This window comes from Burkholderia orbicola (assembly GCF_900100915.1).
GTDB lineage: Bacteria > Pseudomonadota > Gammaproteobacteria > Burkholderiales > Burkholderiaceae > Burkholderia > Burkholderia orbicola.
In genome coordinates, this window is sequence record NZ_FNKW01000002.1 from 1579984 (window position 1) to 1594666 (window position 14683).

A 14683-nucleotide genomic window follows, 5' to 3' on the forward strand; every position below is an offset into this window, starting at 1 on the left:
CGTGTGCGTTGGCGGAACGTGACTGCACGCGCCGGCGTGATGCGGGGGTGCGGCCTTCGATTTCTTACTGTAGCGGAAAAGGCCGGGCGCTGCCGGCTCGGTCCGGCGCCGCGCCGGCCCCCTTTTGTGCGCCTTCCGGAATGACACGACAAGATTCGGAGCGCCGCGCCGCCGCGACGGGATCAGCATGGGAACCGATCCCGTCAACGAAGGACTCGACCATGAATGCGCCGCATTGCGTCACCGAACCGAACATCCTGTACTTCGGCACGCCCGTCGTGCTGGTCAGCACGCTGAACGAAAACGGCACGGCCAATCTCGCGCCGATTTCGTCGGCGTTCTGGCTCGGCTGGCGCGGCGTGATCGGCATCGCCGCCAGCTCGCAGACCACCCGCAACCTGCTGCGCACCGGCGAATGCGTGCTGAACCTGCCGTCGTCGGCGCAGGCGGACGCGGTCGACCGGATCGCGCGCACGACCGGCACATACCCGGTGCCCGACGGCAAGCGCGCGAAAGGCTACGTATTCGAACCCGACAAGTTCGGCACGGCCGGGTTCACCGAGGCCGCGTCGCACACGGTCGCGCCGCCGCGCGCGCTCGAATGCCCGGTGCATATGGAGGCGGTCGTCGCGGCCACGCACGGCATCGGCGACGACCTGCCCGACCTGCGCGGCCGCATCCGCGTGTTCGAGGTGCGCATCCAGCGCGTGCACGCGCATCCCGACCTGCTGATGGACGGTCATCCGGATCGCATCGATCCGGACAAGTGGTCGCCGCTGATCATGAGCTTCCAGAAGTTCTACGGGCTGGCGCCGCGGCAAGTGCATGCGTCGCGGCTCGCCGAGATTCCCGAACACGCGTATCGCAGCCCCGACATCGAGCGCTCGCGCGAGGCGGGCATGCTGACAGGGACCGGACGGTCATGACGCCGCACGCGGCGGCGCTGATGAACGTGACGCGGATGATCGGCGCGGTATTCGGCGTTGCGATGCTGCCGCTCGCGGGCGCGGCGCTCGCGTGGCGCACGGCCGGCACCGGCACACGGGCCGGCGCGCCGAAGCCGATCGGATAAGATACGGCCGGCCACGCACCTTGGCCCATGACCGAACCGACGGAGTGTTTTCAGTGATTCAACCGACCGAAGTATTCAAGGACAACCTCGCGCAACTGCCGGCCATCGACGGCATCGCGCGCATCGATCTCGTCGGCGCGAACGGCGACGTGATCGCGACCATCGAGAACCAGCCGGGCAAGCAGGGCTCGCTCGCGGTGTACCACTATCTGAAGCAGGCATTCGGTACGCTCGACGCGAAAGCGGCCGAGCACGGCCTCGCGGTGTTCGCCGAACATACGGCCGACGCGCGCAATCGCCCGGGCGCGCACCCGAACGTCGATCGTCTGCTGGCGATCGTCGCGGGCGGCGAAGCGCTGCGCATCGACGTGGTCGCGAAGGGCTGAGTCGGCGGTGAAATGCGCGCGCGTGCCGCCGGGCGATGCGCGCGACTTTGACTGACGGGCAAAAAAACGATTGTCACGCCCGTCCCACTTTCCCCGGAGCAAGCCCGCGTGTTTCTTTCCGTTGCCTCACCGCTCGCCCGCCATCTTGCCTCGATCGTTTCGATCGCGATATTTGCCGGTACCACGTTCGGCGGCACGGCGTCGGCCGAGCCGCTGCGCACGGGCTCCGATATCGCCGGGGCGTCGCTCGTGCCGCTCGGCACGCTGCCGCACTCGCCCGAAAGCGGTTCGCTCGATCCGTTCTGCACGCAATATCGCGCGAAAACGACCACGGCGGCCGGCCGCGAAGTCGCGCAGCGCAACTGGATCGTGACGTCCGAGGCGCCGCTCGGGCGCTACACGGTCGTGACCTTCGCGAGCGGATTCAACGCCGGCACGAGCGCGATCTGCTTCGTGCGCAACGGCAATATCGGCGTATTCGACGGCACGACGCTCGTCGCGCTCGGCTATACGGCACGCAAGGCGGGCTGGCAGCTCGGCTCGGTCGATCGTATGGAAAACGGCGCGCTGCTCGTGTGGGGCGGCAACGGCCCCGGCGCACCCGTCGGCGAACTGCACGAAGCAAGCGGCGGCCTGCGGCTGACCCGCGTCGCCGCCGAGCGCGCGTTCTGCGACGGCCGCGCGGTCGTGCCGAACGTGTATGCCAAGCCGCTCGATGTGGCACGGCGAATCCTGATCGCGCATGGCTGGCAACCGCTGCGACCGCGCGAGAAGCCGGATGCGATGGACGGCGCGGCGACGCTCGCGAAGCACGGCATCGTCGAAGCCGAAGCATGTTCGGGCACCGGCGTCGGGTATTGCGCGCTGCGCTACCGGAATGCGGCCGGCGTGCTCGGCGTGACGACGGTGGGCGGCGAGCCGGATGAGCCGTCGGCAAACACAGTGATCGACTATCAGGTCGGCTGTCGCAAATAGTAAGCGGTGCCCAGGCCGCGCATGGGCGATGCGCGTACGCGATTCGTGCCGTCCGGCCATCGTCCGTTCGCTCGATTGACCGGCCTCGCGCGCCCTTCTACACTGAGTTCCCTTTTACGCCGCACCAGCAAAAGGGACTGCCATGATCGACCTCTCCACGCTCGCGCTGTTCTCCGGCGCGTGTCTCGCGCTGACCATCACGCCCGGCCCCGACATGTTGCTGATCGCGTCCCGCAGCGTGAGCCAGGGCCGGCGCGCCGGCTTCGCGACGCTCGCGGGCATTCAGGCCGGCACCTACTGCCACGCGCTCGCGGCCGCGCTCGGTCTGTCGCAGCTCTTCGTCGCGGTGCCGCTCGCGTATGACGTCGTGCGCTTCGCCGGCGCCGCGTATCTGCTGTATCTCGCCTGGAAGACGTTCCGTTCGGACGCGACCGCGCTGTCGCCCGTCGCGTCGCAACGTCGCCGCTCGACCGCGACGATCTTCCGCCAAGGGCTGACGACCAACCTGCTGAACCCGAAGATGGCGCTGTTCGTGCTCGCGCTGTTCCCGCAGTTCGTGCGGCCCGAACAAGGCTCGATCGCCGTGCAGATTCTCGTGCTGGCGACGGTGCTCAACCTGATCGGACTCGCCGTGAACGGCGCGGTGATTCTCTCCGCGAGCCGGCTGAGCCAGCGGATCGGCGCGCGCCGCCGGCCGTCGAAGGTGCCGCAGTATCTGCTCGGGTCGGTGTTCGTGGGGCTGGCGGCGCGGCTCGCGGTGGCGGGGCGGAACTAACCCCGTCGCGATTTCCTGGCGCCCAGTCCACCCTGATACTCGGCCACACTGCTTTCCGGACCCGAATTTCCCGAGCGCATTCGGGTCCGCACCTCCCCACCGATCTCTCCGACCGAAGAAGTACGGTCGCGAACTCCCCTCACTTCTGACCCACCGCTGTGTCCGCTTCCGCGGTCGGTCACCGTTCTTGTATCGATATAACATATTTGTTACTATGCCGACTCATGGTTACGAGATCCAGTTCTTCAATGAGCGTGTAGCGGAAGGCGTAGCGTCGTTGCCGACGACGCTGCTTGCCCGGTACTTTGCACTCGCGGACCGCATGGAACGGTACGGCCCGCATCTGGGGGAACCGCACTCCCAATCGATGGGAAACGGCCTGTATGAGATGCGACTGAAAGGCGCGGAAGGTATTGCCCGGGTGTTTTACTGCGCGATCGTCGAACGCCGAATCGTCATGCTCCACTGTTTCGTGAAGAAGACGCCAAGGACGCCGCTGAAGGAACTGGAAATCGCGCGTCGTCGATTGAAGGAGGTTCGAGATGGCAACGTATAAGGAACTGCGTGAGCGGGCACTGGCCGATCCCGCGGTGCGCACGGAATACGAACGATTGAATCGCGAGGAATTCGCGCTGCTCGATGCGATGCTGGCTGCGCGGCGAGAAGCGGGCTTGTCGCAAGCCGACGTGGCGGCACGCATGGGCACGAAAGCGCCCGCCATTACCCGACTCGAGCGCGCGCTCGCAACGGGGCAGCATTCCCCGTCCGTCGATACGCTGCGCAAGTATGCGGCGGCTTGCGGCAAGACGCTCGTGATCTCGTTCGCCTGAATCACGCGCGCTCAAAGCGGTCGGCCGTCCATGACGGATTCGATACCGGCATGACGCGCGAGGCGCCCAAGCGCAGAACCCTTCAGCGCGTCGCCCCCAGCGCCACGCGCAGCCGCTCCATCAACCGCGTGTAATGCCGCAGCACGTCGTCCTTCGACACGACATTCGCGGTCGAGAAACGCTCGGACCACACCGGCTTCCATTCATACGAACCGTGCACGCTGCGGTCGCCGTCGGGCGCCTGGATCAGCGAGCGGATCCGCGCGTCGCGGCCCGGCCCCGTATGCATCTCGAACAGCGCGTGGATGAACGTGTGATATGCGTCGTACACGTCGTCGTCGAACAGGTAGCGGTAGATGTGGAACGTGCGGTCGAGGTCGCGCTTCGCGCGAATCACGTCGTCCGGCGAGATGTCCTTCCAGTAGCCGATCCACGTGTAGAAGCAGAGCAGCGCATTGAGCTGCGGCGCGACCGCGTCGTACAGCGCGAGCCGCTTCTCGATCAGCCGCTGGTTGGTCCACTGCACGAGTTCGAGCCGCTTCAGCCGGCGCGCGACGAGCCAGCCGAGACACGCGACCGACAACGGCGTCAGCACGCCGAGCACGAGCTTGACGATTTCCAGCGAATTCCACGGCGGATTGAATGGCTGCATGTAGGGCTCGACAGGAAAAGACGCACTCGCGCCGACGCGTAACCCCGGCGCGCTACGCAGCGCCGCTCGGCCGAGCGCGTCGGCATTGACCGTTAGTTGCTTGCACATCGAACACCGCATGACCGTGCCGGCAATGCAGGCGATGCGACTCACTCCGTCAGTGTATCGGGCGATTGTCACCGTGCAATGACCGCTCGTCGTCGACGCATCGTCACGCGCCCCGCGCGTCGCCCCGCTTCAGGTAGGTAGCGCCGACGTGAGCTTGACCTTCTGCATCGGAATGTCGGTCTTCACGCTGAGCACGCCGGGGATGCGCGTCAGGTATTCCATCTGGAAGCGCCGGTAATCGTCGATGTCGGCCGCGACGACGCGCAGCAGGAAATCGCAGTCGCCGGCCATCAGGTGGCATTCGACGACTTCCGGCATCTGCTGGACGGCCTCGGCGAAACGGTTCACCGATTCCGCGTCCTGCCCCTTCAGCCATACGCGCGTGAAGATCGTCAGCCCCTTGCCGACCTTCGCCGGATTCAGCACGGCCACGTATTTCTCGATCACGCCGGCTTCCTCGAGGAGCCGCACGCGCCGCAGGCACGGCGACGGCGACAGCCCGACCTCGTGGGCGAGTTCCACGTTCTGCATGCGGCCGTCGCGCTGCAGCGCGCTCAGAATCCGGCGGTCGATAGCGTCAAGTTTCATGTGGCATCCGATTCCAAAAAATTCGCGTATCACGCGTTCGATGCCAAATTCTGAGAAAAATCTGGCGACAACGCAACCCGATTCGAGTCAAAAAAGCAGACAATCCCTCCCCCGAAGGAGGAGTGATGAGCAGTAGCGTTTCAACGTCGTCCGGGCTTCGCGACAAGCCCGCCTATGTCGCCGAGATGGGCCGCGGTTTGCGCGCGGCGCTGCCCGTCATGCTGGGTTTCGTGCCGTTCGCGCTGGTGCTGGGCGCGCAGGCCGCGCAGAAAGGGCTGAGCCTGTTCGAGGTGCCGATGATGACGGGCCTGAACTTCGGCGGCGGCTCCGAATTCGCGGCGATCCATCTGTGGACGTCGCCGCCGCACATCGCGCTGATCGTCGCGATGTCGTTTCTCGTGAATTCGCGCCACATCCTGATGGGCGCCGCGTTCGAGCCGTATATCCGCCGCCTGCCGCGCCGCCGCGCGTTCGTCGCCCTGTTCTTCATGTGCGACGAGAGCTGGGCGATGTCGCTCGCCGACGCGCGCGAGCGCTCGGCCACGCACATCAGCGTGCCCTATTACGCGGGCATCTGCGTCGGGCTCTACCTGACGTGGATCTCGATGACGACGCTCGGCGCGGCGGTCGGCCCGACGATCGGCGACGTCGAACAGTACGGCTTCGACATGGCGTTCACGGCCGTGTTTCTGGTGCTGCTGCGCGGGATGTGGAAAGGCGTGCGCGCGAGCCGTCCGTGGTTCGTGAGCCTCGTCGTCGCGGCGGCTACCCATCTCGCGCTGCCCGGTGCGTGGTACGTCGCGGCCGGCGCTTGCGCGGGGCTGATCGCCGCGCTGCTGTGGGAGCCGCGCGATGCCTGAGCTTCCGGATTTCGGCACCGTCGCGACGATCGTGCTGATGGCGTCGACCACCTACCTGTCGCGCATCCTCGGCTACGTGCTGCTGCGCAACCGCACGCTGAGCCCGCGGATGGCGTCGGTGATGGAGAACGTACCGGGCTGCGTGCTGATCTCGGTGATCGCGCCGGCCTTCGTGTCGACGCGCCCGGCCGACTTGCTGGCGCTCGCGGTCACGCTGCTTGCGGCGACGCGCCTGTCGATCCTGCCGACCGTCATCGTCGGCGTCGTGTCGGCCGGCCTGCTGCGCTACGTGCTCGGCTGAACGGTTCCGGCCCGCCACACCGGCACGCACATTCCACGACACGACGAACGGGCGCACGATGCGCCCGTTTTCACGTCCGCGCCGACCGGCGCCACGGGCGCGACACGACGATCCTCACGCCGGAGTGCTAGCCTTGTGGCTTGCGCCATGCCGCACTTCCCCGCTCATTGCCCTTCACGAGGATCGTCCCGATGCAAGCAACCCGCCCGCTGTTCGACCGTGTCCTGCTCACCAACGACGACGGATTCGACGCCCCCGGCCTCGACATACTCGAACAGGTCGCCACGCAACTCGCCCGCGAAGTATGGATCGTGGCGCCTGCCGAAGACCAGAGCGGCACGTCGCATTCGCTGAGCCTGCACGAACCGCTGCGCGTGCATCGCAAGGGCGAGCGCCGCTTCGCGGTGCGTGGCACGCCCGGCGATTGCGTCGCGATCGCGGTCAGCCACTTGATGCAGGGCGCGCGGCCCGACGTCGTGCTGTCCGGCGTGAATCGCGGCGCGAACCTCGGCACCGAAACGGTGTTTTCCGGCACGGTCGGCGCGGCGATGACGAGCATGCTGGTCGGCGTGCCGGCCATCGCGCTGAGCCAGGCCTTCACCGATCGCAACGCGGTGCCGTGGGGCACCGCGCTCGCGCATGCGCCGGACGTCATCCGCCGGCTCGTCGCGGCCGGCTGGGACAGCGACGCGTGCCTCAACGTGAACTTCCCGCCGCGGCCGGCCGACGACGTGCGCGGCCTGAAGGTGACGAACCAGGGCGCCGGCACGCTGCAGGGCGTCGAGATCGTGTCGGGACGCGATCCGCGCGAGATCGACTATCACTGGCTGAAGCTCGCGCGTGCACCGCGCGACGACGATGCGGATTCGGAAACGGTCGCACTGGGCGAAGGGTATATCGCGGTCACGCCGCTGAAGTTCGAGCGCACGCACGAGCAGGCGCTCGCGCGGCTGCGATCGAACCTCGGCTGATCGATCGCGCGTTCGAACGACCTCGGCGGTTGCGCAACACGCGATGCCTGCGCGCCGCCGCATCACTGCATTACCGCCTCAGCCGCCTCAGGTCAGATTCAACCCGCCGTCGAGCATCACGATCTCACCCGTCACGTAATCGGACGCGACGAGCATCGCGACCGTCTGCGCGATATCGTCCGGCGTCGCCGCGCGACGCATCGGCGCGCGTTCGCGCCAGAGCTGCTGCGCGTCCGTCCAGTCGGCGGTCAGCGGCGTATCGACGAGCCCCGGCGCGACCGCATTGACGCGAATCGCCGGCGCGAGCGTGCGGGCGAGCAGCCGTGTCGTGTGATTGAGCGCGGCCTTCGCGGCCGCATACGGGATCGATGCGCCCTTCGGCCGCACGCCGGCATGCGAGCTGACGTTCACGACGCACCCGGCCCGCCCGTGCGACGCCGCTTCGCGCAGCGCCGCCTCCGCTTCGGCCACCAGCCGGAACGGCGCGATCACGTTGATTTCATGCATCTCGCGCCACACGTCGGGTGTGGCCGCCGCGAGGTCGTCATGCGGAATCACGCGGCTGACGCCCGCGTTGTTGACGAGCACGTCGAGCCGCCCGTGCATGGCGAGCGCATCGCGGATCAGCCGCACGCGCTCGGCATCGTCGGCGAGATCGGCCTGCACATATGCGCCGCCCAGTTCACGCGCCATCGCACGGCCGGTGTCGGCCGAGCGGCGCGAATGCAGGATCACCGCGTAGCCGTCGGCCGCGAGACGCCGTGCGACGGCCGCGCCGATCCCCGACGTCGAGCCGGTGATGAGCGCGACCGGCCGGTGCACGCGCGCCGCGCGCGCCGCGCGCGGCTCGCCGGCGGTTTCGGTTTCAGGTGCCGTTTCGGCAATCGGGGCAGACATCGGCGGCAGCGGCGCGTCCATGGCGTGGAACCCTGTCAGTGGCGTTCCCGCATCATAAGCGCGACGGGGCACAGGATCGAAGCGCAATCGATCCGGCCCCTTCGTGCCTGCCGGCGGCGCTGCCCCGTGAATCGGGCGGCATCGCGCGTCGTCGAACTTCAACCTGCCGCGAGTCGTTCATCGGGTCGCCGCCCCGCTCGCACCAAGCTGATTCATTCTCCGGCTCGCTGCCAACGATGCATGAGCCAGAACACGAAGCCCGCCCCTGCCCCCAGGCCCACGAACGCCAAGCATCCCAAAGCGGCCGACAAGCCCTCCTTGAAAACATCGTCATCCCGGATGGCGGTGTAAATGAAATAGGTGGCAATCCACGTCAGCAACCCCGTGATGCTGCCGCACAGGCACGATGAAACGACGGAAACGCGCCCGTATTTCGTGACCAGCAGATAGAGCGGAATCGCAAACGCTGCCGTGCCGAAGTAGGCGATTGGAACGGAATATCCGAGCGAACCGGGATCGTCGGTCAAATACGACCACACCAGGCCGGGCACGAGGGCCGAGAGCGCAAACGCAAGAAAAGGGATCTGACGCATCGATGTAGGCAGCCGCTATCTACAGCTATTCTCCGCCGTCACGGCTGCTTGGGCAGCTCGACATAATCCTCGAGTTCGCCCGCGATATAAAGCCGCTTGCCGACGCGCGGGTATTCGCACACGTCATGTTCGAGCCGCTGCCCGCCGACGAGCAACTGCAGCGGCGCATCGCCGGTGTTCTGCACCGTATGCGCTTCGCCGCCGCGCGGAAAGCCCAGAAAATCGCCGGGCCCGATTTCACTGGCGTGCTCGCCAATCGTCACCGTGCCGGTGCCGGACAGCACGTACACGAATTCCTCTTCGTACAGGTGACGGTGATATTCGGCCGATTCGTGGCCTGGCATCAGCGTGAGCAGATGAACGCCGATTTGCGTCAGGCCGGTCAGGTCGCTGAGCTGCCGCTTCAGACGCACGGCATTGGGATTGAGCGAATGCACCTCGCGCGATGGTTCCATCTTCGCGATATCGGCGGCCTTCAGCAGTTCCCGGGGAAAGGGAGTCGACATGGGGATCTCGCAAGCGTGAATGCTGCTGTTTTCTGTTGGACGCGATGCCGGCGCGGCCCGCGCAGCAGCTATTGTCCGATATTTTCACGCTTGCGGATGTGTCGCGATCCCGCAGGCCGCGTCGCACTTCATCGAATGCCATAAGGTTGCGTACGCAACCGTTACGACCACGGACGACGCGTGACGCTCAACCGACGTGCACGCCGCGCAGCTTCGTCAGCAACGCGACGAGCCGATCGACGTGCGCGTCCTCGGTGCGCCACGACGATACGCTGATCCGGAACGCGGGCCGCCCCTGCCACACCGTCGCGCCGAACCACACGTCGCCCGACGCCTGCGCGGCTTCGAGGATCGCCGCCGTTTCCTCGTCGGTGCCGGCGCGCACGAGCACCTGGTTCAGCACGACGCGGTTCAACACGTCGTAGCCGGCGGCACGCAGGCCGTCCGCGACGCGCGCCGCCTGCGCGCAATGCCGCTCGACCATCGTCGCCACGCCGGCACGGCCGAGCGAGCGCAGCGCGGCCCACACGGGAATGCCGCGCGCGCGTCGCGAGAATTCGAGGTTCAGGTTCTTCTGCGCATCCTGCGCGCCGCTCAGGTAGACCGCGTCGCTGTTCATCGCGGTGGCGAGCGCGGCCGCGTCGCGGCAGATCACCATCGCGCCGTCGTACGGCGTGTTGAGCCATTTGTGACCGTCGGTCGTCCAGCTGTCCGCGCCGTCGATGCCGTCCGTCAATGCACGCTTCGACGAGGCCCGCGCCCACAGGCCGAACGCGCCGTCCACGTGCACCCATGCGCCGGCCGCCTTCGCGGGCGGGATCAATGCCGCGAACGGATCGAATTCGCCGGTGTTCACTTCGCCCGCCTGCACGCAGAAGATCGTCATGTCGTCGAGCGGCGGCAACTGCGCCGGGTCGATCCGGCCGTGCGTATCGACCGGCGCGACGACGATGCGCTTCATCCCGAAGCCAAGCACGCGCAGTGCCTTCTTCACCGTGATGTGCGCGAGCGCGGAGATCACGACTTTCACTTCGGGCGCGCCGATCAGGCCATCTTCATCGATATCCCAGCCCTTGCGCGCGAGCAGCGCCCGCCGCGCGGCCACCAGCGCGACGAGCGTGCAGGCCGTCGCGCTCGTGCCGAAGCCGACCGCGCTGCCTTCGGGCAGCCCGAGCACATCGACGACCCAGCGCGCGGCCTGGCGCTCGAGCGTCGCGGCCACCGGCGAATTCGCATACGACGACGCGCACTGGTCCCACGCGAGCATCAGCCGCTCGGCCGCCGCCGCGGCCGGCAGCGTCGCGCCGATCACGAAGCCGAAGTAGTTCGGGCCGTTCGATGCGACCGTCGCGGGCGTACCGTGCTCGTCGAGCAGGCGCAGCACGTCGTCGGCCGGGCGGCCCGTATCGGGCAGCGGCTCGTCGAACGCCGCGAGGCCGGCGAGTGCTGCCGCATCGGGAAACGCGCGCCGTTCGTTCGTTGCGGCCAGATACGCGTGCGCGCGCCGGTCGGCGTCGGCCAGCAGTGCCAGTTCGTCCATGTCGGGTGCCTCGGTCAGGGTCAGAGTTGCGAGAGATCGCGGCCGAGCTGTTGCAGCGCGCCGTCGATCCGCTTGTAGTACGTGAACTTGCCGACGCGGGTCGCCTGCACGAGGCCGGCGTCCGCGAGGATGCGCATGTGGCGCGTGGTCGTGGCCGGCGCGATGCCGAGCTTCTCGGTGATGTACGTGCAGCACACGCCGAGCTCGTCGAAGTCGCCATGCGGCTGTGGCGGGAAATGCTTGCGCGGCTGCCTGAGCCAGCGCATCACGGCGAGACGGCTTTCGTTGGCCAGGGCGCTGATGCGAGTGACGTCGTCCATCGGGATTCGGATTCGTTTGACGTTTTGAATATTAGCTAAATGACGAAATGTGGGCAAATGGTTTGAAGGACGATTTTCGTGTGTGATGTCGTTCGTCGGTATGCACCTTCGGTATTCGCTGCGATCGCGGCTGAATCGACATCGCAACGTCTCGCAGGCCGTGCGCGGACAACGTACTGCTACGCCAGCGCTTCCGCGAGCCTTTCGATCAACGCCCGCACGCGCCGCGGCTGCGCGACGCTGCCCGGATAGACGATCTGCAGATCGACTTCACCCGGCGAGAAGTCGCGAAGGATCTCGACGAGTAAGCCCGACGCCAGATCCCGCTCGACGTCGACCAGTGACTTCAGCGCGACGCCGTGCCCCGCGATGCACCACGCGCGCACGAGCGCCCCGTCGTTGGCGACACGCCGACCGCGCACCACCACCCGCTTCAAGACGCCATTGATGCTGAACGGCCATTCGGCATACAGCTCCTGGCCGAAGCGCATCACGATGCAGTCGTGCGAAGCGAGTTCGTCCGGATGTGCGGGCGTGCCATGCGCGGCGAGATACGCAGGCGATGCGCACACCACGCGCCGCGCCCGGCCGAGCGACCGGCTGCGCAACGAACTGTCTGCGAGCATGCCGCGGCGGATCGCGAAATCGAGCCCCTGCCCGACGAGGTCGACATACCCGTCGCCGAGATGCAGGTCGACCGTCACGCCCGGATGTTCGGCCAGGAACGCGTCGACGACGGGTACCACGCGCTCGCGCCCGAGATCGGCCGGTGCGCTCAGCCGCACCGGCCCCGACAGCGTCTGCACGCCCAGCCGCACCCGGTTTTCGAGTTCGTCGGCCTCGGCCAGCAGGCGTCGCGCGCCGTCCACCAGCGTGCGCCCCTCGTCGGTCAGGCTGATCGCGCGCGTCGTGCGCGTGAGCAGCGCCGCGCCGTAGTGGCGCTCGAGCGCCGTCAGCCGCTCGGACACCGTGGCCGGCGACAGGCCGACCTCGCGGCCCGCCGCGGCCAGCCCGCCCTTCTCCACGATGCGCAGGAACAGCGCGAGGTTGTCGAGCAGCATTATTCGCTCCTTCCGAAGGATATTTTCGCCATCTTCTGGATTATCCGGGAAAGGCGCAAACGGTACATTGGTCGCCTGACGATCGACGCGCGGCCGCGCCGCGCTCACACGACGAGAGGAACTGCACATGGAATACCGTACGCTCGGCCGCTCCGGCCTCAAGGTCCCCGCCCTGAGCTTCGGCGCCGGCACCTTCGGCGGCACCGGCCCGCTGTTCAGTGCATGGGGCAATACCGGCGTCGACGAAGCGCGCCGCCTGATCGACATCTGTCTCGAAGCCGGCGTCAACCTGTTCGACACGGCCGACGTGTATTCCGACGGTGCGTCCGAGCGCGTGCTCGGCGCCGCGCTCAAGGGGCGTCGCGATCAGGTACTGATCTCGACCAAGACGGGCCTGCCGACCGGCGACGGCCCGAACGACGCGGGCACGTCGCGCGCCCGGCTGGTGCGCGCCGTCGACGACGCGCTGCGCCGCCTCGACACCGACTACATCGACCTGCTGCAACTGCACGCGTTCGACGCGGGCACGCCGGTCGAGGAAGTGATGTCGACGCTCGACGATCTCGTGCGCGCGGGCAAGCTGCGCTACATCGGCGTGTCGAACTTCGCCGGCTGGCAGATCATGAAGTCGCTCGCGGCGGCCGACCGGCATGGCTGGTCGCGTTACGTGGCGAACCAGGTGTACTACTCGCTCGTCGGCCGCGACTACGAGTGGGACCTGATGCCGCTCGGCGCCGACCAGGGCCTCGGCGCGCTGGTGTGGAGCCCGCTCGGCTGGGGCCGGCTCACCGGCAAGATCCGGCGCAATGCACCGCTGCCCGCGGGCAGCCGCCTGCATGAAACGGCCAGCTACGGGCCACCGGTCGACGATGAGCGCCTGTACGACGTGGTCGATGCGCTCGACGCGATCGCGGAAGAAACCGGCAAGACGGTGCCGCAGATCGCGCTGAACTGGCTGCTGCAGCGGCCGACCGTGTCGTCGGTGATCGTCGGCGCGCGCAACGAGGAACAGTTGCGGCAAAACCTCGGCGCGGTCGGCTGGGCGCTGACCGATGCGCAGGTCGCGAAACTTGATGCGGCGAGCGCGGTGGAAGCACCGTATCCGTACTTCCCATATCGCCGGCAGGCGGCGTTCGCGCGGCTCAATCCGCCGATGCGCGGATGACACGCCAACGCAGCGGCATCAGGCCGGTACGCGCTGCTGCTGCCGGACGGCCGCCCCGCCCACCCGGTAACCCGCGGGATACCAAACCGGCCCGCTGTTCATTTTCAGTCGCCCACGAGACACCATTCGTGCGCGCCAATTTTTCCGCCCGATTCAATCCACCGGCCCAAGCCCCGGCCGCACTCACCCCAGCGGCCGCGCCTTGATCCACAGAAACAGCGGCACGCGCACCCACTGCTTCAACTGATCCGTATCGGCATGATCGGGCGGCGGCTCGCGCAGCGACACGATCGCGAACCCGGCCGCTTCCAGCGCCTCCATATACGCCTGCAGCGGCAGCGACCACCCCGCGAAGTGCATCGACAGCCCGTCGCGCGTTTCCACGCCGTCGAAATGCTCGCGCCCGAAATAGCTGCCCGTCAGCACGAACGGCGCATCGGGCTGCGGCCCGGCGAAGCCGCCGCGATCGCGGAACGGATGCACGATCGAGATGAACAGCGTGCCGTCCGGCTTCAGCACGCGGCGCGCCTCGTTCAACGCGCGTTGCATGTCGTCGAGATCCATCAGCACGTTGTACGCCATCACGAGATCGAAGCTGGCCGCGTCGAACGGCAACGCCGCCGCGTCGGCCAGTTGATACCGATGCGCGGAATCCGCGTGACGCGCGGCGTCGAGCATCGCGGGCACCGCGTCGCTCGCGGTCACGTCGTAGCCGAGCGCCTTCAGCTCACGGCTCACGCGGCCTTCGCCGCAGCCGATCTCCAGCGCAACGCCGGTGCCGCGACCGATGTAGGCCGCGAGCCCCGCGCGATATTTCCAGAACGCATCGTGGCCCGGCTTGCCGGCCCAGCCGATCCATTGGTCGGCAACCCGCGTCCAGTGTTCGGTAATGGCTTTCGTGTCGGTCATGCGTACTCCTGCCCGGTATGCATCGTTGGCTCAGGATGCGCATGGTAAGCCGAAGCGGCAAACCGTGTGCGCCGATTACCCGTTTGGCCAGTTTCCGTTTCCGGCCACGACGTTCTACAGTTACGACACAACTACCCGTGCCACCGCGCATCGCCCCGCTCGACGATACGCACC

General features: G+C 67.4%; 20 protein-coding genes. 11 read left to right on the forward strand and 9 right to left on the reverse strand.

What is annotated here, in order from left to right; translation table 11 throughout:
- Positions 1-221: 221 nt before the first annotated feature.
- The 7 genes from BLS50_RS24010 to BLS50_RS24035 all read left to right on the forward strand — a co-directional run bounded on the left by BLS50_RS24010 (position 222) and on the right by BLS50_RS24035 (position 4038).
- Entirely contained in the window at positions 222-926 is a 705-nt protein-coding gene (locus BLS50_RS24010) for a flavin reductase family protein (RefSeq protein ID WP_023477223.1), read from the forward strand.
- Positions 923-1072 (forward strand): hypothetical protein, encoded by a 150-nt coding sequence (locus tag BLS50_RS36060; RefSeq protein ID WP_176934233.1) that lies wholly within the window; start codon positions 923-925, stop codon positions 1070-1072. The genes BLS50_RS24010 and BLS50_RS36060 overlap by 4 nt, the downstream gene beginning before the upstream one ends.
- Before the next feature lie 53 nt (positions 1073-1125).
- Positions 1126-1458 (forward strand): DUF2322 family protein, encoded by a 333-nt coding sequence (locus BLS50_RS24015; protein ID WP_074804539.1) that lies wholly within the window; start codon positions 1126-1128, stop codon positions 1456-1458.
- Positions 1459-1566: 108 nt separating this feature from the next.
- Positions 1567-2433: a hypothetical protein gene (locus BLS50_RS24020; protein WP_074804540.1), complete on the forward strand. Its 867-nt coding sequence runs from the start codon at positions 1567-1569 to the stop codon at positions 2431-2433.
- Positions 2434-2575: 142 nt separating this feature from the next.
- Positions 2576-3208 (forward strand): LysE family translocator, encoded by a 633-nt coding sequence (locus tag BLS50_RS24025; RefSeq protein WP_074804542.1) that lies wholly within the window; start codon positions 2576-2578, stop codon positions 3206-3208.
- 277 nt (positions 3209-3485) lie between these two features.
- Positions 3486-3764 carry a type II toxin-antitoxin system RelE/ParE family toxin gene (locus BLS50_RS24030; protein ID WP_307838550.1) on the forward strand — a complete coding sequence of 93 codons (279 nt, stop codon included), beginning with the start codon at positions 3486-3488 and terminating at the stop codon, positions 3762-3764.
- Positions 3751-4038, forward strand: coding sequence for a helix-turn-helix domain-containing protein (locus BLS50_RS24035; protein ID WP_012338842.1), 288 nt, complete (start codon positions 3751-3753; stop codon positions 4036-4038). Before BLS50_RS24030 ends, BLS50_RS24035 begins: the two co-directional genes overlap by 14 nt.
- A gap of 82 nt (positions 4039-4120) precedes the next feature.
- On the opposite strand, the gene BLS50_RS24040 is transcribed toward BLS50_RS24035, so the two are convergent.
- On the reverse strand, positions 4121-4690 hold the full coding sequence (locus tag BLS50_RS24040; RefSeq protein WP_069230542.1) for a hypothetical protein: 570 nt from the start codon (positions 4688-4690) through the stop codon (positions 4121-4123).
- A 237-nt stretch (positions 4691-4927) separates the two neighbouring features.
- On the reverse strand, positions 4928-5386 hold the full coding sequence (locus tag BLS50_RS24045) for an Lrp/AsnC family transcriptional regulator (RefSeq protein ID WP_006486309.1): 459 nt from the start codon (positions 5384-5386) through the stop codon (positions 4928-4930).
- Between the two features lie 125 nt (positions 5387-5511).
- On the opposite strand from BLS50_RS24045, the gene BLS50_RS24050 reads away from it, so the two are divergent.
- The 3 genes from BLS50_RS24050 to surE all read left to right on the forward strand — a co-directional run bounded on the left by BLS50_RS24050 (position 5512) and on the right by surE (position 7518).
- Complete coding sequence (locus BLS50_RS24050) at positions 5512-6246, forward strand: AzlC family ABC transporter permease (protein WP_074804544.1); 735 nt, start codon at positions 5512-5514, stop codon at positions 6244-6246.
- Positions 6239-6547 (forward strand): AzlD family protein, encoded by a 309-nt coding sequence (locus BLS50_RS24055; RefSeq protein ID WP_069230540.1) that lies wholly within the window; start codon positions 6239-6241, stop codon positions 6545-6547. Before BLS50_RS24050 ends, BLS50_RS24055 begins: the two co-directional genes overlap by 8 nt.
- A gap of 191 nt (positions 6548-6738) precedes the next feature.
- The gene (surE, locus tag BLS50_RS24060) at positions 6739-7518 is read left to right on the forward strand and encodes a 5'/3'-nucleotidase SurE (RefSeq protein WP_074804545.1); all 780 of its coding nucleotides are present in this window, start codon (positions 6739-6741) and stop codon (positions 7516-7518) included.
- A gap of 87 nt (positions 7519-7605) precedes the next feature.
- Here the strand turns inward: surE and BLS50_RS24065 are convergent, their stop codons facing one another.
- The 6 genes from BLS50_RS24065 to BLS50_RS24090 all read right to left on the reverse strand — a co-directional run bounded on the left by BLS50_RS24065 (position 7606) and on the right by BLS50_RS24090 (position 12435).
- Positions 7606-8436: an SDR family NAD(P)-dependent oxidoreductase gene (locus tag BLS50_RS24065; RefSeq protein WP_074804547.1), complete on the reverse strand. Its 831-nt coding sequence runs from the start codon at positions 8434-8436 to the stop codon at positions 7606-7608.
- A gap of 191 nt (positions 8437-8627) precedes the next feature.
- Positions 8628-9008: a hypothetical protein gene (locus tag BLS50_RS24070; protein WP_074804548.1), complete on the reverse strand. Its 381-nt coding sequence runs from the start codon at positions 9006-9008 to the stop codon at positions 8628-8630.
- 38 nt (positions 9009-9046) lie between these two features.
- Complete coding sequence (locus BLS50_RS24075; RefSeq protein ID WP_074804550.1) at positions 9047-9514, reverse strand: cupin domain-containing protein; 468 nt, start codon at positions 9512-9514, stop codon at positions 9047-9049.
- A 187-nt stretch (positions 9515-9701) separates the two neighbouring features.
- Entirely contained in the window at positions 9702-11054 is a 1353-nt protein-coding gene (locus BLS50_RS24080) for a pyridoxal phosphate-dependent decarboxylase family protein (RefSeq protein ID WP_069230535.1), read from the reverse strand.
- A 20-nt stretch (positions 11055-11074) separates the two neighbouring features.
- Complete coding sequence (locus BLS50_RS24085; protein ID WP_023477208.1) at positions 11075-11374, reverse strand: ArsR/SmtB family transcription factor; 300 nt, start codon at positions 11372-11374, stop codon at positions 11075-11077.
- A gap of 179 nt (positions 11375-11553) precedes the next feature.
- Complete coding sequence (locus BLS50_RS24090; protein WP_074804552.1) at positions 11554-12435, reverse strand: LysR family transcriptional regulator; 882 nt, start codon at positions 12433-12435, stop codon at positions 11554-11556.
- Between the two features lie 127 nt (positions 12436-12562).
- On the opposite strand from BLS50_RS24090, the gene BLS50_RS24095 reads away from it, so the two are divergent.
- Entirely contained in the window at positions 12563-13600 is a 1038-nt protein-coding gene (locus tag BLS50_RS24095; RefSeq protein ID WP_074804554.1) for an aldo/keto reductase, read from the forward strand.
- Between the two features lie 183 nt (positions 13601-13783).
- Here BLS50_RS24095 and BLS50_RS24100 read toward each other — a convergent pair whose 3' ends face one another.
- A complete protein-coding gene (locus BLS50_RS24100; protein WP_074804556.1) occupies positions 13784-14509 on the reverse strand; it encodes a class I SAM-dependent methyltransferase in 726 nt (241 codons plus the stop codon).
- Positions 14510-14683: the final 174 nt, after the last annotated feature.